The sequence below is a fragment of the Enterovibrio norvegicus FF-33 genome (assembly GCF_000286835.2).
GTDB classification, from domain to species: domain Bacteria; phylum Pseudomonadota; class Gammaproteobacteria; order Enterobacterales; family Vibrionaceae; genus Enterovibrio; species Enterovibrio norvegicus_A.
The window spans coordinates 2,276,144-2,296,067 of record NZ_AJYD02000038.1; the positions used below are offsets into that span (position 1 = coordinate 2,276,144).

Annotated in this window: 14 protein-coding genes; 7 read left to right on the forward strand and 7 right to left on the reverse strand. The window is 47.2% G+C overall.

Features of this window, described 5'->3' with window-relative positions:
* Positions 1-259 precede the first annotated feature (259 nt).
* From A1OO_RS18220 to A1OO_RS23355, 6 genes are all read right to left on the reverse strand, one after another.
* On the reverse strand, positions 260-1,678 hold the full coding sequence (locus A1OO_RS18220) for a peptide MFS transporter (RefSeq protein ID WP_016958241.1): 1,419 nt from the start codon (positions 1,676-1,678) through the stop codon (positions 260-262).
* Positions 1,679-1,967: 289 nt separating this feature from the next.
* Entirely contained in the window at positions 1,968-3,170 is a 1,203-nt protein-coding gene (gene emrD / locus A1OO_RS18225) for a multidrug efflux MFS transporter EmrD (RefSeq protein WP_026023942.1), read from the reverse strand.
* 372 nt (positions 3,171-3,542) lie between these two features.
* Positions 3,543-4,142, reverse strand: a complete 600-nt coding sequence (locus A1OO_RS18230; RefSeq protein WP_016958244.1) for a GTP cyclohydrolase II — start codon at positions 4,140-4,142, stop codon at positions 3,543-3,545.
* Between the two features lie 145 nt (positions 4,143-4,287).
* Entirely contained in the window at positions 4,288-4,845 is a 558-nt protein-coding gene (locus A1OO_RS18235; protein WP_017003990.1) for a sugar O-acetyltransferase, read from the reverse strand.
* Between the two features lie 49 nt (positions 4,846-4,894).
* Complete coding sequence (locus A1OO_RS18240) at positions 4,895-6,112, reverse strand: patatin-like phospholipase family protein (RefSeq protein WP_016958246.1); 1,218 nt, start codon at positions 6,110-6,112, stop codon at positions 4,895-4,897.
* Positions 6,113-6,199: 87 nt separating this feature from the next.
* Positions 6,200-6,292: a YnhF family membrane protein gene (locus A1OO_RS23355; RefSeq protein ID WP_016958247.1), complete on the reverse strand. Its 93-nt coding sequence runs from the start codon at positions 6,290-6,292 to the stop codon at positions 6,200-6,202.
* A gap of 928 nt (positions 6,293-7,220) precedes the next feature.
* On the opposite strand from A1OO_RS23355, the gene A1OO_RS18245 reads away from it, so the two are divergent.
* Complete coding sequence (locus tag A1OO_RS18245; protein WP_016958248.1) at positions 7,221-8,720, forward strand: sodium-dependent transporter; 1,500 nt, start codon at positions 7,221-7,223, stop codon at positions 8,718-8,720.
* Positions 8,717-8,815, forward strand: a complete 99-nt coding sequence (locus tag A1OO_RS23360) for a MetS family NSS transporter small subunit (protein WP_016958249.1) — start codon at positions 8,717-8,719, stop codon at positions 8,813-8,815. Before A1OO_RS18245 ends, A1OO_RS23360 begins: the two co-directional genes overlap by 4 nt.
* A 92-nt stretch (positions 8,816-8,907) precedes the next feature.
* Here the strand turns inward: A1OO_RS23360 and A1OO_RS18250 are convergent, their stop codons facing one another.
* Complete coding sequence (locus A1OO_RS18250) at positions 8,908-13,353, reverse strand: calcium-binding protein (protein WP_017003991.1); 4,446 nt, start codon at positions 13,351-13,353, stop codon at positions 8,908-8,910.
* Positions 13,354-13,809: 456 nt separating this feature from the next.
* Here A1OO_RS18250 and A1OO_RS18255 point away from each other — a divergent pair, with 456 nt between their 5' ends.
* The 5 genes from A1OO_RS18255 to panP all read left to right on the forward strand — a co-directional run bounded on the left by A1OO_RS18255 (position 13,810) and on the right by panP (position 19,864).
* A complete protein-coding gene (locus A1OO_RS18255; RefSeq protein WP_016958251.1) occupies positions 13,810-14,532 on the forward strand; it encodes a response regulator in 723 nt (240 codons plus the stop codon).
* A complete protein-coding gene (locus A1OO_RS18260; RefSeq protein ID WP_016958252.1) occupies positions 14,522-15,964 on the forward strand; it encodes an ATP-binding protein in 1,443 nt (480 codons plus the stop codon). Before A1OO_RS18255 ends, A1OO_RS18260 begins: the two co-directional genes overlap by 11 nt.
* Positions 15,961-17,262 (forward strand): ABC transporter substrate-binding protein, encoded by a 1,302-nt coding sequence (locus tag A1OO_RS18265; protein WP_017003992.1) that lies wholly within the window; start codon positions 15,961-15,963, stop codon positions 17,260-17,262. The genes A1OO_RS18260 and A1OO_RS18265 overlap by 4 nt, the downstream gene beginning before the upstream one ends.
* A gap of 263 nt (positions 17,263-17,525) precedes the next feature.
* Entirely contained in the window at positions 17,526-18,062 is a 537-nt protein-coding gene (locus tag A1OO_RS18270) for a hypothetical protein (RefSeq protein WP_016958254.1), read from the forward strand.
* A 158-nt stretch (positions 18,063-18,220) separates the two neighbouring features.
* Complete coding sequence (panP, locus tag A1OO_RS18275) at positions 18,221-19,864, forward strand: pyridoxal-dependent aspartate 1-decarboxylase PanP (RefSeq protein WP_017003993.1); 1,644 nt, start codon at positions 18,221-18,223, stop codon at positions 19,862-19,864.
* The last annotated feature ends 60 nt before the right edge of the window (positions 19,865-19,924 follow it).

Sequence of the window (19,924 nt, forward strand, 5' to 3'; positions counted from 1 at the left end):
CCATGACAGATTGGTTGATCGATTAGATCGGAGCAAGGCTGGAGGCCGCATTTAATGGGAATATAAGGCCTAGATGTGGCGAAAAATTAACCTGCAAGCAGGAAAGGCTGAGGCAGTATGAGAAACGCATGGCAGTCCAATCAGTACTGATGACTGATTTCTGTATGGATAACTCGCCATTTGTGACCTTGCCCATTTAATGTATGGGGAGGTCGACATATAGGCCATCTGGCGATGGCCTATATAATTAATAATAAGGTTACGCTACAACCGCAGGTTTTTCTGTTAACGTTTTGTCTGCTTCTGTCATGGTTTCGTCAATTAGTGCTGACGCACCTTCCGCACCGTGCATCCAACTAACAAGCTTGTTCGAGCACAGAATCAGTAAAACACCGGCCACGGCTGACGTGATCGCAATACCACTGAAAATGGCCAAAGGACCCGCATCTCCAACATGGCTTCCAACAAACCCCGCCACATAGTTCGCCACAGCATTCGCGCAGAACCATGTGCCCATCATAACTGACATCAGTCTCAATGGTGCCAGCTTAGTGATCAAAGACAGCCCTATCGGCGACAAACACAGCTCGCCAAGTGTATGGAAGAAGTAGGCTCCGACTAACCACCACATTGACGCTTTAATGGACATGTCAGCACCTTGTTGAAGGGCAGCACCGATCATGCACACAAATCCCAACGACAAGAAGCCCATCGCCATGGCGAATTTAATCGGTGAACTCGGTTCACTCGCACCCAGTCGACGCCAAAATAACGCCAGAAGTGGTGCAAAAACAATGATGAACATAGGGTTCAGAGATTGGAACCAAGCCGCAGGCACTTCAAAACTACCCAGCATTCGGTTGGTGTAGTCTTGAGAATAAATATTCATCAAACCACCCGCTTGTTCAAATCCCGCCCAGAAAATGATCACAAACAAGCTCATTACTAGGATGACTTTAAGGCGATCACGTTCCACTTTTGTCAGCGGTTGCTTTTGTGTTGAACCAGACTGGCGGCGCTGTTCCACTGCCGCAGGTTCAACGCCAATCTTGCCCAATAAACGATTGGCAAACAGCAATTGAACAACTAGAGAGAGCAGCATACCTACGCCTGCGCATAGAAAACCTGCTTTCCATCCGTAATGGATTGATGCTGTTCCCGCAATGATCCCGGCCAGCAACGAACCCAAGTTGATACCCATGTAGAAGATAGTGAACGCGCCGTCTCGACGGTTATCTCCTTCCCCATACAGTTGACCAACCATGGTTGAAATATTGGGTTTAAATAAACCGTTCCCGACAATCAAGAAGCCCAAACCCACATAAAAGGCTTGCAGTTCAAATGGGTCAATAACGCTATTTGGCAAGGCCAGTGTGAACTGCCCGATGGCCATCAGTGCACCACCAATGATGATCGAGCGGCGCTGACCGAGGAAGTTATCCGCCAGCCATCCACCCAACACAGGGGTCAGGTAAACTAAACCGGTATAGATACCATAGAGATTCAGCGCGTCTTGTGTCGTCCATCCGAGACCGCCGTTGATTGTTTTATCAGTGAGGTAAAGCACCAAAATGGCGCGCATGGCGTAGAAAGAGAAACGTTCCCACAATTCTGTGCCGCACAGAAGGAACAAGCCGCGAGGGTGACCCAGCCAATCTGACTGTCTGTTTGAATTCATTGCGTGTTTACCGCCTATCTGATTAACTCAGCGGGAGTGAATATGGACCTCCTTTTCCTCTCAGACTCCGCTACAGGGCGTACAGACTGCCCGAATTTGATTTCCGTCGCAATTATTTCATGCAAAAAAATCATCTTCGTTTGTGTGGTTACTTTTACGCAACGCTCGCGAAAAACAAAAAAATCTGGAATCCCATAGGGATACCCTGCTTTTTAGTGTTTTAGCCTGAGCCGTTTGTACTCACGAGCACGAACTGAATTGCACGTAAATTTGACGAGGCAGCAGGCCGTTAAGCAGTGACAGGCAAATCTGGCACCATTTTTTGACGGCGGCACAGTAGCAGCCCAAGGCCAGATAGCACTGCCATGGTCAGCAAAATTGCGCCCAGTGAAAACTGGTCGTTGACGTTCATTTTTGCCGCCAACAGTGTGAAGAAGCCTGCCGCCATATTTTGCACGCCACCTAACACCGCTCCAGCTGTGCCGGCATGTCTAGGGAACGGCGACACAGCACCCGTGGTCGCTGCGGGAAACAAGATACCTGCGCCCATGAAGTACACAAACGCACCACCGATCAAGGTTTCAATCGTAATAACACCGTTAACACCGGGTACAAATACAATCAACGCACCAAGTAGCAGTATGACTGAACCCAGTAAAAGAGATTTCGATGCCGACCAGCGGCTTTCAATCACGGTCGAAAACCAAGAACCCAACATAAAGCCAGGCAAAGGAAGGACAAACAACAGACTCACTGTGGTTGCACTCAGCGCTAGCGTACTGCCAAGTATCACACCGGCTGCCGCTTCAAATACCGAGATACCCGAAAACACTGCGATCAGACAAATTAGATACCCCTGAAACTGACGATTACTCATGACATGGTGATAGCTTTTGATCACTGAATCACGACGACGAGCTTCAGGCGGCAAAGTCTCTTGAAAGTAAACGGACATGATCAGATACACCACTGCCGCCAAGACAAACAGGAACACATAACTTGCTTGCCACTGGAAGTGTTCACTCAAGAAGCCACCCAACACAGGAGCAATCAGTGGGGAGAAAATCAACCCGACACTGACCAAGCTATTTGCGCGATGTAAACGGCTGCCTTCGAAGCAATCTCGGGTTAACGTGCGCGCCATGGCTCCGCCGCTGCCAATACCCGCTCCTTGGATCACACTGCCCAAAAGGAACATGTCAAACGACGACGCTGCCAATGTAATAACGGTACCAACCAGATAAATGACAAGACCTGTCAAGATAATAGGTTTTCGACCAAAACGATCAGACAACGGCCCATAAACAAACTGAGATAGGCCATAGGGAATCAAGTAACACGCCATTACCGCTTGAAGCATGGCAGGCGAAACTTGAAAGTCGTCTGCCATCAAGGCCATTGATGGAATGTACATGGTTTGTGTCATCTGTCCGACCGCAGCCAAAATGATGATCATGAGTAGAATTCTAGATATAGGCGTTGTCGCAGACATCACCAGCGCTCCCCGTGACAAGCAAAAATTAACAAGTTTCTTTAATGCGATTCGGCGATTCGAGAAGTGATATTGCGATACCCAAGTGACTTTTGGATTCAGAAAATACAGTTGCCGACGCTTATTTTTGGCAGATAGTAGTGGTGAGAGCGGAATCAAACAACATAAAATACGTGTTTCATACACGATAAGAAATCATAGAAAGGATTAGTTTTTCTAATGCGTTTGTTTTATCAGCGATGGGCAATATAGCGTTGGGTAGAATCCAATCAAACTCTGTACATAAAAAAAGCAGCGCCATGCGCTGCTCATTCAAACGAATTCATATACCCGCTCTATCAATACACTATTCGGTCATTGTCATTGAGTTGCTTAATCAATGGACAACTTGTGGTGACCGTGTGAAATTTTCGCTTTGAGGTATTTTTTATTGCCATCTTTTATATGGGCTTGCGTGCCAACAACCGCTTCGAGATTGATACCGTATTCTTGTATCTCTTTTATCTTTTTCGGGTTGTTAGTGATCAGACGCACTGTGGTGGTATCCAATGCTTTAAGCATGTCAGCGGCATCTTCAAAGCTTCTAAGATCATCCGGAAAACCAAGATGATTATTGGCTTCGTAAGTATTCATTCCTTGGCTTTGTAGCTCATACGCATCCAGTTTATTGTAAAGCCCAATGCCACGACCTTCTTGGCGGAGATACAGCAAAATACCGCCCTGCTCGCCCATTTTCTGGATGGTTTCTTCAAGTTGTTCGCCACAATCGCAGCGTGAAGAATGAAAGACATCGCCGGTGAGACACTCGGAATGCATTCTGACCAGAGGTGCGATCTGCTGCTGATCAGCACTACTGAAGATTATCGCGACGTGCTCTTGATCCGAGTTCAGACCGTCAAATGACAGGATTTCTGCTGGAATATTGCTCCCAATACCAACATTCAACGGGACTCGTGCTCTAATTTTTGCCATCGACTGTAATTCTCTGTTTTTTTCGGTGTTAGCCGAATATGTACTGCCCTATACTGCAACACCATCATCCTAGAATTGTTATAATGTAACACTTCAAATGGTGTGGCGAGCAATCGTAACAGAAGTGTCAAGCACTGCCAACATCTCAGCGTAAGCGCCGAATAACGGCGGCTGGATTGCCAGCGACTACGGCAAAAGGCTCAATATCGCCATCAACCACGGAACCCGCCTCAACCACGACCCCTTCACCGATCGAGACACCCGCTTTGATAACACTGTTACCACCAATCACTACGTTGTTACCAATAATTATAGGCAATGAAATTTCATGCTCTCCATTTTGAACATCAAGCGGGAGTAAACTTTGTGTAATGGAGTAAATCCCGACTCCGGGACCAATCAATACGTTATTGCCTATTTCAATATGACCACTATCAATCAGGGTACAGTTTGGCCCAATGGCGACGTTGTTTCCGATGTGGATATTCATGCCGTAGGTACATGTAAAAGGCGCTTCAACAGCAAGTCCTTTACCGCGGATGGCAAACAATTTAGTGACGACCATGTCTTGCGCATCGGCATCGGCGGGATCAATGTTATTCAGTTGCTGGCAAAGCCTGCGTGAGGCATATCGAAATTGGGTGAGCTCTGTATCAGCAGGGCTATAAGGTTTGCCCTGCTGCATTTTTTCAAATTCGGTCAACGTATCTTCCTTGATATCCGCACAACAATTTTTTGTTTATCTTTCTACTTTAGCGTGTGACCGTGGAAACATCATTAAGGGTTAACGCATATTCATCAATAAAACGACGCCCCGCAACTAACCCATCTTGATAGTCATGCTCTAGTTGAAAAGGCTTGCTTAACAAGGCACTACTCGCAAGCGGTGTGCTCGGACAGATCTGAATCAATTCGGCACGATGTGGAGGATTAGACATAAAATGAATGGCATCTTGATAGCTATGAAAGTGCTTGGTCATCATTTCCAACATATCGCTATTCACTTTCTGCCCGGACATGGCGTGTAACCGATAGATGGCATCACCGCCGTAAAGCCACCTTCCTCCGTTTTTGTGCGCACTCTTCGGCATCATTTCTTTTAGTTTCGCCCAAAGTGGCTCATGTGAATGTTCTTTGTAGCGCAGCTTGACCTCTTCCAAACGCAAAGACAGTTGCTGATGAAATTCAGATAACCGCTCAAACCGATCATCCATGCTGAGACGAGTCAGATACTCAGGCAATCGAGTCTCCACTCGGCTTCGAATGTTTTCAATGAAAGTAGAACTGATGTGGGTTCTATCTTGAGCAACGGGTTCCGTTCTGATCACCACGATGACATCTGCACCGCGGTTAAACGCTTCTCTCGCCGGAATGGCCCCGCTGACCCCGCCATCAACATAATATTGATCACTGATTTGAACACTAGACGGGTAAAGCATCGGGATAGCACAAGTGGCTTTTAATACGCTTATCCAATCATCTTCAAAAAGATGAAAGTAATCAGGCTCCAACGTTTTGGTGTTCGTGACACAAGCATAGGCATAGCGATTTGCTAACACGGCCTTCGCTTTCTCGAACGCTAAACCACTGGGGTGTGTTGGCCCCATGATTTCGAGCGCCCAATCTAAATCCATGAACTGTTGTCTTCGCACATATTTAAGTAGATTGAAGAAACGATCTTGCGTGGTGTACTCGGTGATGAAACGATGGCCAAAGCCACGCTGTCGTGTGAGATAAGAAGAGATGTTCAAAGCACCGGCGGACGTACCGATATAGATTTCAAAAGGGTCAAAGCCAGCATCGAGAAAGCTATCGAGAACACCCGCCGTATAGACGCCACGCTGACCCCCACCTTGAGCAACAAGGGCTATGCGTTTTTTTCGGCCAGTTGTCGACGTTGAGGGCGTACGAATGTAGTCCAATGAAGACGGGAAAGACGTTTGTGGATCACTGTCTTGGGAGCTCTGCACAATCACCTCTAACAAGAAGGTTTAATCAGGTACTCACATTGTACCTAGGGCTACTCGCACAGAGCCATCAATTTATGGAACGAAACGCTATGAAAACACGATTGCTACCGAAGCAAAAGTGAGAATACCGCCAAGTGCAACGAAGACGGTGGCGAGTGCGATTTTCAAGTTAATATCCATTCTGCTTCTCCTTGCCAAAAATAACTGATAACACACAATTTACACCTTCATAATGTAAGCAGTTTAACAGCGCAAGCCAGAATATTCACAACCCCATCTCAGATCGTCCTTCTCTTGCATCATTTGTTTCAATTTGTGACGCAAAGCAAACCCCTTAATATCCTAGCCTAATCAGTATAATTCGCTTTATGCCAGCCATCTTAATGAAACGTTTTGAAATACTCGCCGGGATGCATAATTACGTTGTATTTATGACTAAATTCAACAAAAAAGCGCACTATGAGCACATATAGAATGAGTATAAACACCTCCATTAATGCAACATTTCATTAACCACGCATAGTGTTAACAATTTTGAATAATTACAATTTTTCACGCTATTATTTAGACGGTTATGATGATTAAATTTTAACCATAAATTTTTATCCTCTGGATAAAACCAGAGAAATAACGATGATAAGCTTACTATTTAAGCGCTAAGCAACAATTTCGACCCAAACCTCAAATTTTGGTTAAAATAAGACCAATCAAATCGCTTTACCAAATAACAACTTTCCACTAACACCCATCACAACTTCAGTGTAATAAACTACTAATGGTTTATTTACATCGGCAATCAACCTACCCTACCCCGACAAATCGGAATTATTAGGACGATAACAGCACAAACATAAAAGATATGCGCTATTGATTTACCTATTACCAATGCTTAGTCTGCTAATAACCTCACCAATAGATGATTATTTTGTCTTGAGTGATGGGAATAGATGACAAACACAAGATCGTTGATACACACCTGCTTTTGGTGCCTCTGGAAAATAATCACCAAAAACCACAATGGCATCATGAAGCAAAACACCTCCCACTTGCGTTAACAAACAACTGCATGGGGAAAAAGGACTGGTGTTCTCAACAACAAGGAGACGTTATGAAAAGAGAACAATGGGGTTCACGCGCAGGCTTTATTCTTGCGGCAGTGGGCTCTGCAATTGGATTGGGAAATATTTGGCGTTTCCCGTATATGGCTTATGAAAACGGCGGTGGCGCATTCTTTGTTCCTTACCTTTTTGCGATGCTGACTGCTGGTATTCCCTTTATGATCATGGAGTTTGGTCTTGGCCATAAACTTCGCGGTTCTGCACCTGTCGTATTTTCAAAGCTAAACACCAAGTTTGAATGGTTAGGTTGGTTCCAAGTCGGTATTGCCGCCACCATCGCGGTGTATTATGTAGCGGTTATCGGTTGGGCAATGTCTTACGTTGGCTTTGCATTCGATCAGAGCTGGGGCACTGATACCAATGCCTTCTTCTTCAGTGAGTATCTGAAGCTAGGTGATAACTCACCAAGTAACTTAGGTAACTGGCAGTTGCACATTGCCTTGCCAATGGCACTGGCTTGGGCGATCACCTTTGCGGCTGTATTCACAGGCGTGAAAGGCGGTATCGAACGTGCTAGCAAGATCATGATGCCTTTACTGTTTGTTATGGTTCTGCTGCTTGTACTGCGCGTTGCTTTCCTACCGGGTGCTGTTGATGGCTTAAATTACTTGTTTACGCCTGATTTCAGCAAACTGACTGACACTAAGGTATGGTCAGCAGCATACGGCCAGATCTTCTTCACACTGTCTGTTGGTTTCGCCATCATGTTGGCGTACTCAAGCTACCTGCCGAAGAAGTCTGACGTCACAAACAATGCGTTCATGACTGTTCTGATCAACTGTGGTTTCTCCATCCTTGCGGGTGTACTTATCTTCTCTATTCTTGGCTACATGGCCTTGGAACAAGGGAAAGCAGTAACCGAAGTCGTCAGCGGTGGTGTTGGTTTGGCGTTCGTGACATTGCCACAAGCGATTAACCTGTTACCGGCTCCTTACATCCTTGGCCCTGTGTTCTTCCTGGCGCTGGTTGTAGCGGGTCTTAGCTCGCACATCTCTATCATTGAGGCGGTGACCTCTGCCATCATCGATAAGCTAAATGTTAGTCGTAAAGTCGCAGCCTCTTCGGTATGTGGTATCGGTGCGGTTATTTCCATGGCGTTTGCAACCAACGGCGGTCTATTGCTGCTGGATCTGGTCGATTACTTCATGAATAACGTGGCGTTGTTGGCGAGCTGCTTGATTGAGCTGGTGATTATCGGCTGGTTGGTGAAAGTCTCCGACATCCGCGCTTACGTTAATAAGGTATCTGAGTTCTCTGTTGGCGCATGGCTAGAAGTGTGTGTTCGCTTTGTTAGCCCACTGATGCTGGCTTGGATCGTTGGTACAAACCTTGTGAACACGTTCAACGAAGGTTACGGCGGTTACGCACAAAGCGACCTACTGATGTTGGGTTGGGGATTAACGGCGGCACTGATTGCTGTTGGTGTCATCATCAATATCGTTTCTTCGCCTGCTAAAAATTCAGCAGAAGCACAGGAGGCTAACGCATGACAACAGGTGCAATCATTATGATGCTAATAGGTTTTGGCATCACTTGGGGTGGCGCTGCATGGTGCATTCGTATCGCCATGAAAGCGGACAAATAATCCCCACTTAGAAAAACAAACCCCGGCGACATCGCCGGGGTTTTTATTTGTGTCACTATCTCGCTGAACACTTTATTGTTCAGCAGACACATCTAGAAGCTGTTAATGAGGATCTTATTCTCTTCCAGCATATTACTGATCACATCTTGTCCTGTTGAATTCACTGGCATGTCGAACGCATCAGCCAAATCAGCTACCGACAAATTGCTGAAGGTGATTTGTTGGTCAACATCTTCACCGTTCGATGCGAGAGACAATGTTGCTTCGTTTTCCTCGTTGTTTTCCAAAGCAACAAGGTAACTGCTGAGGTCTTCGCTTTCGATGGTATCGAGTAAGTCACTGAAATCGAGCAGGTCGAGAGACGGCGAATAATCCTGGATGACATCAACAGTCCCCTCACCTCCATCTTGTTTGAGGAAGACGAAGGTATCTGATCCTTCACCACCATACATGCTGTCAGATCCCGCTCCGCCCGAAATCAGGTCGTTGCCCAGGCCACCATCAATTATATCGTTACCTGCAAAACCATTAATCTCATTGTCATCGCTGTTACCCACCAGTAAGTTGTTGCCAGCCGTACCGTCGATGACAGCGTCAAATGCGAGGTCATTGAGGACATCGTCTGCGTCTTCTCCCGCCACGATATCGAAGGTCGCGTCTGTCATATCACCAATATCGTTTTCCAGTTTCAGATCGAAGTGCTCCAGCGCTTCTTCTGCTACGGCACTAGAATTGAGATGGTAGGCGTATTCACCTTCAATGTGACGAGGGTCGTCTTTACCAAACACAGTCAACTCACCATGCTCAGTTTGAATCACGACCGTTGAATCTGACACTTCATAAACGGTGCTATCAAGTTGTATGGATTTAATATGCCAGTGGCCAATCGTATTGTCTTCACTCAGCAGACTACCTGTTGCAAGGAAACTGCCGTCAAGCTGAGCGACAACAGCTTGCTCTTCAACTGCAAGCACACTGTCGACACTGAGCATCTCAGCAAAGTCTTCATCGCTGACAAACTCGATATTACTTTCAGTGATGTCTTCCACATCGACGTTTTCCAGTCGAAGCGAATAATCACCAATGGTAAGCACGGTATCCGCCCCATCTTGAGCCAAGCCAAGCGCTGCAAGTGACAGCATGCCAATTGAACGAGGTATAACGATTTTGTCATCTCTCGCACTGAAATCGACAACCGTATCATTACCCTTGCCGTCATAGGCGACGACGTTATTGCCGCTGCCTAACTGAATGGCGTTGTTTCCTTCACCACCATAAGCAATATCACTGCCGCTGCTGCCAGACAGAACGTCATTGCCGTCACCACCTAGCATCAAGTCGTCACCGCTACCGCCATTAATATCGTCATTACCGCGACCACCGACCAGTGTGTCATTGTCATTAGCGCCAGACAATTTATCGTTGCCATCACCACCAAAGACAACATCGTCACCTTCACTGCCTGACAAGGTATCATCGCCTTTGCCACCTTTGACGATGTCGTTGCCAACACCACCGTAAGCAATGTCGTTACCCTCTCCACCGGAGATATTGTCGTTTCCTTCAGCGCCGTAGAGCTTGTCAGCACCAAGGCCGCCTTTCAGTGTATCGTTTCCTTCACCGCCTTGGAGTTCATCGTTACCACGACCACCCAACAAGACATCGTTGCCTTCATCACCGTGAATAACGTCATTGCCTCGACCGCCGTTTAACGTGTCATTGCCTTCGCCGCCGTCCAATTCATCTGCGCCTTTGCCGCCAACAAGCATATCGTCGCCGGATTCGCCAATCAGTAGATCATTACCTAAACCGCCATAGAGTGCATCGTCGCCTGTACCACCTTTCAATTCATCGTTGCCACGACCACCGTTTAACACATCATCGCCAGCATCGCCTTTCAGGTAATCACTGCCTTTACCGCCATTAATGGCATCATCGTCAGCCCCACCAAAGATCCGGTCAGCGCCGAGGCCACCGTATAGCTGGTCATTGCCGCTACCGCCGTAAACCTCATCGTTGCCCTGTCCTCCACGGGCAATGTCATCGCCATTACCGCTTTGGAGCACATCTTTACCTTTGCCACCATTCAAGGTGTCTTCACCATCGCCGCCATAAAGGGCATCAGCGCCTAAGCCGCCGTTCAGCACATCACTACCGATCCCGCCCTGCAATTCATCATTGCCAAGACCACCATTTAGCGTGTCGTTACCGTCTTCACCGCGAAGCACATCTTTACCAGCACCGCCGTAAAGCGCATCGTTACCCGTGCCGCCTTTAAGTTCATCGTTGCCTCGGCCGCCGTTTAAGGTATCGTCACCCGCATCGCCTTTTAGGTAATCGCTGCCTTTACCGCCATAAATAGCATCATCGTCAGCACCACCAAAGAGCCGGTCAGCGCCGAGGCCGCCATAGAGTTGGTCATTACCGCTGCCACCATAAACCTCATCGTTGCCCTGTCCTCCACGGGCAATGTCACCGCCATTTCCGCCTTGGAGCACATCCTGGCCTTTGCCACCGTTTAACGTATCGTCACCGTCGCCGCCATAAAGCGCGTCAGCACCTAGACCGCCCTTCAGAACATCATTACCGAGGCCACCTTGCAATTCATCGTTACCACGACCACCGGCAAGCACATCATCCCCAATGCCACCATTCAGGTAATCCGCACCGCGACCGCCATTTAAAGTGTCATTACCCGTTTCGCCGAAAATACGGTCATTGCCATTACCACCATTGATAACATCCGCATTGCCAGTGAACTCATAAACAATGCCATCGACCTGGACGGTTTCGTATATTTCAGTAATCGAAATACCGTCGATAAGAGCGCCATAGCCGTCCGATTTTCCTTCACCTTGCAGCGTAACGGTAATGTTCTCTGTGCCAACTGGCACGACAAATAAGGCGTCGTAAGACACAAAGCTCGCATTTGACTGCGTATTATCAAAATATTGGTTATAGATGACATTGCCACCTTGATCGGTGATCGTCACAGAAAAAGGACTCGTTTCGGTATCACTGCCTTTGTGGCGATTAGCGTAATCGAAACTCAGCTCAAGAGGGATTTCATCATTTTGAGCAAAGGATTCAACATTGATCGTCTGCTGCACCGTCGCGTTCTTATTGGTATCTAACTCCATCACCGTGTTGGTGTTGTCATTAGATGGCCCACCGCCGAAACCGCCTTGTTGCAGTTCCATTTTAACGTTATCTGGCGTACTCCAACCTGCAACGTCTTCATCATTGAACAAGCCCCATTTCGCACCGGCATCGTCACCCCACGCTTCAAAGTCACCGTTGAAGAGCAAGTTATCGCCTCGGGTAGCATTGTCAGCATTGTCGCCATAAAGAACGTCACTGCCTCTGCCACCGTTCAGCGTGTCGTTGCCGTCGCCACCTTTCATTTCATCTGTGCCATTACCACCGAACAACGCATCATCGCCAGCATCACCTTTGATGTAGTCATTGCCGTTTCCGCCTCTTACGGTGTCATTGTCGTCACCGCCAAACAGGCGATCTGCGCCATTGCCACCATTCAGAATATCGTCGCCTTGAGCGCCATAAATCTCATCTTGCCCTTTACCACCTGACAAGGTGTCATCACCATTGCCGCCTTGAAGTAAATCGTTACCTCGACCGCCATTTAAGGTGTCATTACCGTCACCACCAAAAAGGCTATCCGCGCCACGTCCACCGAAGAGTTGATCGTCACCCGTGCCGCCTTGTAATTCGTCACTTCCCCGTCCGCCCTTGAGAACGTCATCACCTGAACCGCCGTTCAGGAGATCATCACCACGTTGTCCAAGCAGCGTATCATCGCCTTCTTCGCCATAAACAACGTCATCACCCTCGCCAGCGTTTATGGTGTCGTTGTCCGTGCTAACAACCGTTTGGATAGCGGAAACATCAAACAGAACATCATCATAATCGCGGTCGCCTAAGCCCCATAAGTCTTCCCAGCCCGATGTTTCACCATCAAATCGCTCGTGGTCTCCACCGTCGCCATTAAGTTCTGAATTGGATACAAAGACATTGGCGCTAACGCCATCTTGAATAACTTGAGGGGGGCTAGAAACAAGATCGAGTTCGACCGATCCGTTGTCAAAACCAACGTTGTAACCATTGGGAACGAGAAACATACCAACAGCATCAGCGTTTAAAGCAGGTGTGATTGTCACCGAAGCGCCAGATACTTCTTTGACATTATCTGCCAAGATATGTGCTTCAAGTACGAGCCCATTTTCGTCGATCACGTAGTACCCTAAGCTACTTTTGAAACCCGCCGAGCTAGCAATACTGCTTAACTCAAGCTTGATGGGCCCATCGCCTTGGATGTTGAATAAGCTGCTGTCATCCGCATGTGATAGCTGAACGTCAGATGAGGAAGGCGCAGTGTCACTGCCGTTACCCATCAGGACATCGTCACCACCACCAGCAATGATCACGTCATCACCCAAGCCACCATAGATCTTATCGTTGAGCGCAGAGCCTGCAATCGCGTCGTCAGCTTGCGTTCCGTAAACAATCTCATCTGCCATTCAAACCACCCAGAGTCATTAATCTTTTTTTCCTTGGTTAGAACTTAGACGTGATAGACCGATGTGCCAAATATGCAATATGAGTCTCATTTGTGGAATGACTTGGCAATATGAGACCCATTAAAATAGGCGTTCTAATTGATTGAAATATCACCAGTAATTTTGAGCAATCTGATGCATATTGCGAGTAGGCCGAATATGACCAGAAATAAAAAATGTTAAAAATATTTTCACGTCGGTTAAAAAATGGGCAAAAGCTGATTTTTGCTAGACATCAAGCCATTAAATCTGCCCGTAAAGTCTGCGTTTTTTTCACAGCCCATCACCGTTCAGTCCTTCATCAAGCCTAATTTGTTTCGTCACTAACTCCTTAATTTGCGTGTTTCGCGCTAGCACTCCCCCTTATTCTCTAAGATAATACGTGGCTTACGAAGAAGAATAAGAGGTACACCTTCAATGGTTAATCAGAAGCGGATCCTAGTGGTGGATGACGATTTAGAAATCCGCGAACTGCTTCAGGAATACTTGTCAAAATCCGGCTATAGCGTCACAACGGCGCAAAACGGACAAGAAATGAAAGCCAAGCTTGCTGTGCAGTACCCCGACCTTATTCTTCTCGATGTCATGCTACCGGGTGATGACGGCTTTACGCTGTGTAAATACGTTCGTCAAGATTCCAGTGTCCCGATCATTATGCTCACCGCGGTATCCGATGAAATGGATCAGATCATTGGGCTAGAACTCGGGGCGGACGATTACATTGCCAAGCCGTTTAGTCCTAGACAACTTATCGCGCGAATTCGCGCCTTGCTTCGCCGCACACAGCAGCTACAAGAAACAACAATGTCGAAGCCAAAAGCAATTCGCTTTGCGCAATGGCGACTTGACCCTGTTACTCAACGTCTCAACCATCAGGTCACAGGCCAAGATGTTGAAATGACATCTGCCGATTTTGCACTGCTGATGCTGTTTATCGAAAACCCGCACACTATGTTGGATCGCAATGCGATTTCTAACGCAACGCGAGGCCGAGAAGCGCAACCACAAGAGCGAGGAATTGATGTGCAAGTCAGTCGTCTTCGCCAGCGTCTGAAAGACAACGGCCGTCAATCCACGATCATAAAAACGGTGCGCGGCAACGGATACATTTTCGTTGCAGATATCACGTATGAATCTTAAACAATACTTCTGGCCGCGTTCGCTGCTCTCACGAACGCTGATCTTAACGGTGCTGTCCGTCATCCTCGCGCAGAGTATTGCCAGTTTTTACTGGTATACCCAATCGAAGCAACGCGAAGTCGACGGCTTAAAATCCGCGTCAGAAAGCATGGCGCAGATGTTTGCCTCCACGACAACATTCTTTCAATCTCTGCCGGTTGAATACCGCCATATTGCTCTCGACCAGCTGCGAAATATGGGGGGGGCGCGTTTCTTCGTCTCATTTAACACGGAAGAAATCCACATCGTGCCTGTCGAAGAAAGTTTTGCTAAACGCGAAGCGGTGAAAACAATTGAAGAGGTGCTGCGAAAAGAGCTACCAAAGGTCGATGCCATTCATGTTGAATTCTCTCGTCCTGAAACGCTCCGCGTACTAAATAACAGCTTACTGCTTTCCGATCTTCCTAAATCATGGGCCCACCATACCCTAAGCTTGGAGCCACTGAATCCGCCAATTTTGGTGGTACAAATCGAGCTAACCAAAGACCAGTGGGTCTACATTGCCGCAGTGTTGCCAGCGCCATATATCACGTTAGGAAATGACTTAGTCAACGCCGACCAAATTGTATTCTTGTTTGCAATTACCACCCTACTATTGGTGTTTACTTTTACTTTAATCCGCAACCAGACCCGTCCTCTTAAACGTTTGGCGCAAGCCGCCAACCGCTTAAGCACAGACATAGAACAACCTGAGCTGGTAGAAGAAGGCGCCAGTGAGATCACCACAGTGACTCGCGCCTTTAACCTGATGCAAAAGCGCATGCAACGCTACATGCATGACAGGGAGAAATTATTTGGCGCGATTTCACACGATTTAAAAACGCCAATTACCCGACTTCGCCTGCGCGCTGAACTGATAGATGACGAAGTGCAAGCCGCCAAAATCAATAAAGATTTGGATGAACTCGAAATCATGGTGAAAGGTGCGTTGCAAACGGTAAAAGACACCGACATCCATGAAAATGTCTCCCAAATCGATGTGTTGAAAATCATCACCAGTATCGCTGAAATCCATAATCAACAACGCCAACGCGTCATTATTCGTGGCGAACAGAAGCTGCCTTTCAGTTGCAAACCGCTCGCATTTAAGCGCTGTTTAACTAACCTTATCGACAACGGGGTGAAATATGGCGACGAAGTCATCGTCTACGTGCATGACAATGACAAGTCACTTGATATCACCTTGCTCGACAATGGCCCTGGTATTCCCGAGGAGTTTCTCAAAAAGGTGTTTGACCCGTATTTCCGGCTGCATACAGACCTTCATGGAACAGGCCTTGGCTTGGGCATTGCTAAAAATATCATTCGTGCGCATGGCGGAGAGCTTATCTTATCCAACCGCGCCACTGGCGGCCTTCAAATTGATATCGCGTTCCCGAAGGTAGACCAATGAGATTCTTGCCTTTAATTCTCGCACTGAGCCTCGCTTTCCCTGTCGCCTCAGACACTCATGAAGATATCAATAAAACCCCAGATATAAGCGGTCTACCCTCCAAGACGAATAACGAAGTGGAAGTGCTGCACTGGTGGACAAGTGGTGGCGAAGCGCTGGCGGTCAACGCGCTAAAAGATATGATGAAAGAAAAAGGCCATAAGTGGAAAGATTTCGCCGTCGCAGGTCGTGCGGGAGAAAGCGCCATCAATACACTTCGCACTCGGGCGTTATCAGGCAACCCACCGGATGTGGCACAAATTAAAGGCCCCGAAATTCAAGAATGGGGAGAGCTAGGCTTTCTCGTTAACATTGATGATGTGGCCGAAGAACAGCGTTGGAATGAACTGGTGCCCGCTCGCGTCTCTGACTACCTGAAAGTCGATGGTCATTATGTTGCTGCCCCTTTCAATATTCATCGCGTCAATTGGCTTTGGGCGAATCCTGACGTGTTTGCACAAGCAGGCGCTGAATTACCACAATCAATGGATGAATTTTTTATTGCCGCTGAAAAAATCAAAGCAGCAGGCTTCATTCCACTCGCGCTAGGAAGCGAAGCCTGGCAAGAAACCACCTTATTTGAATCCATTGCCTTGGCCATAATGGGTACTGATGATTTCCGCAAAGCATTTAGTGAACACAATTCGGACTTGCTCACGGGTGAAAAAATGCGCGAGACATTGCTGACGCTGCGTCGAATGAAGCAATATACCGACGCTGATAGCCCCGGAAGAAATTGGAGTGATACCACGTCACTGGTCATCGAAGGGAAAGCTGCCATGCAGATGATGGGCGACTGGGCCAAAGGAGAGTTCCTCGCCGCCAACAAAGTCTCAGGTAAAGACTTTGTGTGTATACCCGCGCCCGGAACTGCCAATCAGTTTTCTTTTAACATCGACAGCTTTGTGTTTTTCAAAAGCAGTGACCCACAACAAACAGCGTCTCAGAAAGAGTTGGCAAAGCTTATCCTAGAACCCGACTTTCAAGAGGAATTTAACCTAAGTAAAGGTTCAATCCCTGTGCGTGTTGATATCAACATGACCCGTTTCGACCCCTGTGCACAAGATGCCATGCAAGCATTTTTGCGTGCAGCAGCGACCGATAATTTGGTCGCCAGTTTGTCACACAACATGGCAATAGGCCGAGCCTCTCAAGTCGCCCTTTTTGATGTTATTTCACGCTATTACAATGACGATGAAGTTAATATCGACGAAACTATGCGTCATATTCGCGCGGCAGTGTTAGCAGACAAACTTTAAGCATCCTACCTGGTGTTACAAACGCGAACACAGTGCCATTGCTACTCCCACTACTACCCACTCAGCGGGTAAGAAAACGCATGGCGACAGTGTACGGGGATAATATTATTTAAAATGTCACCCAAGTCGCTCAATGAGTGTGCCCTGAAATTTTCTCGATGAAACATGCACCTTGAGGAAGTTTGGGTATACCATTACCATGACAATTATAAAAATAAGCCGTTCTTCACGGCTATTACCTTCGACTAAAAAGGATTTGCGATATGAGTCGTTCAGCCCTGCTTCTTTTAGCTACTCTTCTTCCAGGAATTGCTGTCGCCAAGGACATCAATCAGATTGATCCTCTATGCGCTACTCAGAAATATCATAACTATGTAAACGCTTCGATTTCATGGTACGAGAGTCTGGTTGATCTGACGATCAAGAAAGATCCCAAGCTAGACGATGTTGCAAACTGGTTCCTCGAAGGCCGCCGAAACCACTTCATGTTAAATGATGAAGCCTTTGATTATTATGTAGAGAATGATCCAAGCAAGCTTAACTTTGATGCACCTGTGGAATCTTGGTTGAACTTGACCCAAGAAGACATCAAAACATTGAGCAATTCATCCGGTGTGCTGGCAGACGCTGCGAAAAAAGTGTTCGAATTCCGTCAAGGACAAGCTCACCAAGGTAACTATGACCTTCGTTCTGCATTGGCGGACTTGCTCAGCCAACCGAAAGAAATCAAAGTACCGCTTGAACGCTACAACAATGAGATGAAGAATCTGGCGGAAACCCAATGTGATAAGCAGTCTTAATCACGTACCACAGAAAAGGCAGTTCAATGTGAACTCCCTTTTCTGTGTAATGACACCAGAATATACAACGCCATACTCATAATATGTTTCGCCGTGTTTTCGCAGTCATGTAGTATCGCGCAACCCAAGTAGATCAATTTTTAAGTAAGCATCCCAAAATGGTAAATGAGAAAAAGAAGGCAGAAGCGTCACTCAAGAGCCTTCACCGCATTTTCACTGTGCCGGAAGCCCCCCATTCAACCTTGGGCACTATCGAGCAAGCAATCTCGCAAAATCTTAACCGTTTCTTGCAAGATCATATTATTGCTACCGATTACTCACTGACTGAAATAGAAAAAGACTTCAGTGATGCCAATGTGCCTGAACAACCTTCATTCGTGTCAGACCACACCGAGTTTTTGCTGGAAAAACTGGTTGCGCAATCAGTCCATACGTCTTCTCCTCGCTTTATTGGACATATGACATCAGCACTCCCTTACTTCCTGATGCCGCTCTCCAAGATCATGATTGCGCTCAATCAGAACACGGTGAAAATTGAAACGTCAAAGGCATTTACCCCGTTAGAGCGCCAAGTTCTAGGCATGCTGCATAATCTTATTTATCAGCTTGACAAGCCTTTCTATGACAATTGGATGCACAGCGCCGAACACTCGTTAGGCGCATTTTGTTCAGGCGGTACAATCGCCAACATCACGGCACTTTGGGTAGCCCGAAACGAAGCCCTAAAAGCAAACGCTGATTTCAAAGGTGTCGCGGAAGAAGGTCTTTTCCGTGCAATGAAGCACTATGGTTATGACGATCTGGCCATTATCGTGTCAGAACGCGGCCATTACTCCCTGAAAAAATCTGCAGATGTGTTGGGTATCGGTCGCGAATCACTGATCGCAGTGCCAACAGACGAGCACAACCGCATTCGTATCGACAAATTGGAAGAAACCGTTGAAACGCTGAAAGCGAAGAATATTAAACCTTTCGCGCTGGTTGGCGTGGCAGGCACAACCGAAACAGGCAACATCGACCCATTAAATGCCATGGCAGATATTGCCGAGCGTGAAGGTATGCACTTTCATGTTGATGCGGCTTGGGGTGGTGCGAGCTTGCTGTCCAACAATCAACGCCCTAAGTTAAACGGCATTGAACGCGCAGACTCCGTCACCATTGATGCACACAAACAAATGTACGTGCCCATGGGCGCGGGCATGGTGATATTCAAAGACCCTTCACTGGTGTCAGCCATTGAACACCATGCTGATTACATTTTGCGCAAAGGCTCAAAAGATTTAGGCAGCCATACGCTAGAAGGGTCGCGTGGCGGAATGGCCATGCTACTATTTGCCAGCCTCAATATTATTGGCCGACAAGGTTATGAATTGTTGATCGACCAAAGTGTTGAGAAAGCGAACTACTTTGCCAACCTGATTGCGGAGCAGCCTGACTTTGAGCTGATCAGTGAACCCGAACTGTGTTTGCTGACTTATCGCTATGTACCAGAAGATGTTCGCCGCGCTTTCGCTATTGCGACACCCGATCAAAAAGATGCCATTCATAAACGACTTAACGATCTGACGGTTTTCATTCAAAAACGACAACGCGAAGCGGGACAGAATTTTGTGTCGCGCACCACCTTGACACCAAACTACCTTGATAGACGTTCTACGCATGTATTTCGCGTGGTACTGGCTAACCCGCTCACAACAAAAGCGATCTTACAAGATGTACTCGATGAGCAGCGCGATATCGCCAAACAAAGCACGCTTGCCCACCCAGAACTGATGGCGATGACGCGACGTATTCTTGGCTAATATTGTCGTCGTTTTCAAACACTGATAAATGACCAATCGACATTGCCGCCTTGCGCGGCT

What these genes read in the sequence shown, in the direction of transcription:
- A1OO_RS18220 (WP_016958241.1), bottom strand. Translation starts at nt 1,678, where the DNA reads ATGAATTCAAACAGACAGTCAGATTGGCTGGGTCACCCTCGCGGCTTG.
- emrD (WP_026023942.1), bottom strand. Translation starts at nt 3,170, where the DNA reads ATGTCTGCGACAACGCCTATATCTAGAATTCTACTCATGATCATCATT.
- A1OO_RS18230 (WP_016958244.1), bottom strand. Translation starts at nt 4,142, where the DNA reads ATGGCAAAAATTAGAGCACGAGTCCCGTTGAATGTTGGTATTGGGAGC.
- A1OO_RS23355 (WP_016958247.1), bottom strand. Translation starts at nt 6,292, where the DNA reads ATGGATATTAACTTGAAAATCGCACTCGCCACCGTCTTCGTTGCACTT.
- A1OO_RS18245 (WP_016958248.1), top strand. Translation starts at nt 7,221, where the DNA reads ATGAAAAGAGAACAATGGGGTTCACGCGCAGGCTTTATTCTTGCGGCA.
- A1OO_RS23360 (WP_016958249.1), top strand. Translation starts at nt 8,717, where the DNA reads ATGACAACAGGTGCAATCATTATGATGCTAATAGGTTTTGGCATCACT.
- A1OO_RS18250 (WP_017003991.1), bottom strand. Translation starts at nt 13,353, where the DNA reads ATGGCAGATGAGATTGTTTACGGAACGCAAGCTGACGACGCGATTGCA.
- A1OO_RS18255 (WP_016958251.1), top strand. Translation starts at nt 13,810, where the DNA reads ATGGTTAATCAGAAGCGGATCCTAGTGGTGGATGACGATTTAGAAATC.
- A1OO_RS18260 (WP_016958252.1), top strand. Translation starts at nt 14,522, where the DNA reads ATGAATCTTAAACAATACTTCTGGCCGCGTTCGCTGCTCTCACGAACG.
- A1OO_RS18265 (WP_017003992.1), top strand. Translation starts at nt 15,961, where the DNA reads ATGAGATTCTTGCCTTTAATTCTCGCACTGAGCCTCGCTTTCCCTGTC.
- A1OO_RS18270 (WP_016958254.1), top strand. Translation starts at nt 17,526, where the DNA reads ATGAGTCGTTCAGCCCTGCTTCTTTTAGCTACTCTTCTTCCAGGAATT.
- panP (WP_017003993.1), top strand. Translation starts at nt 18,221, where the DNA reads ATGGTAAATGAGAAAAAGAAGGCAGAAGCGTCACTCAAGAGCCTTCAC.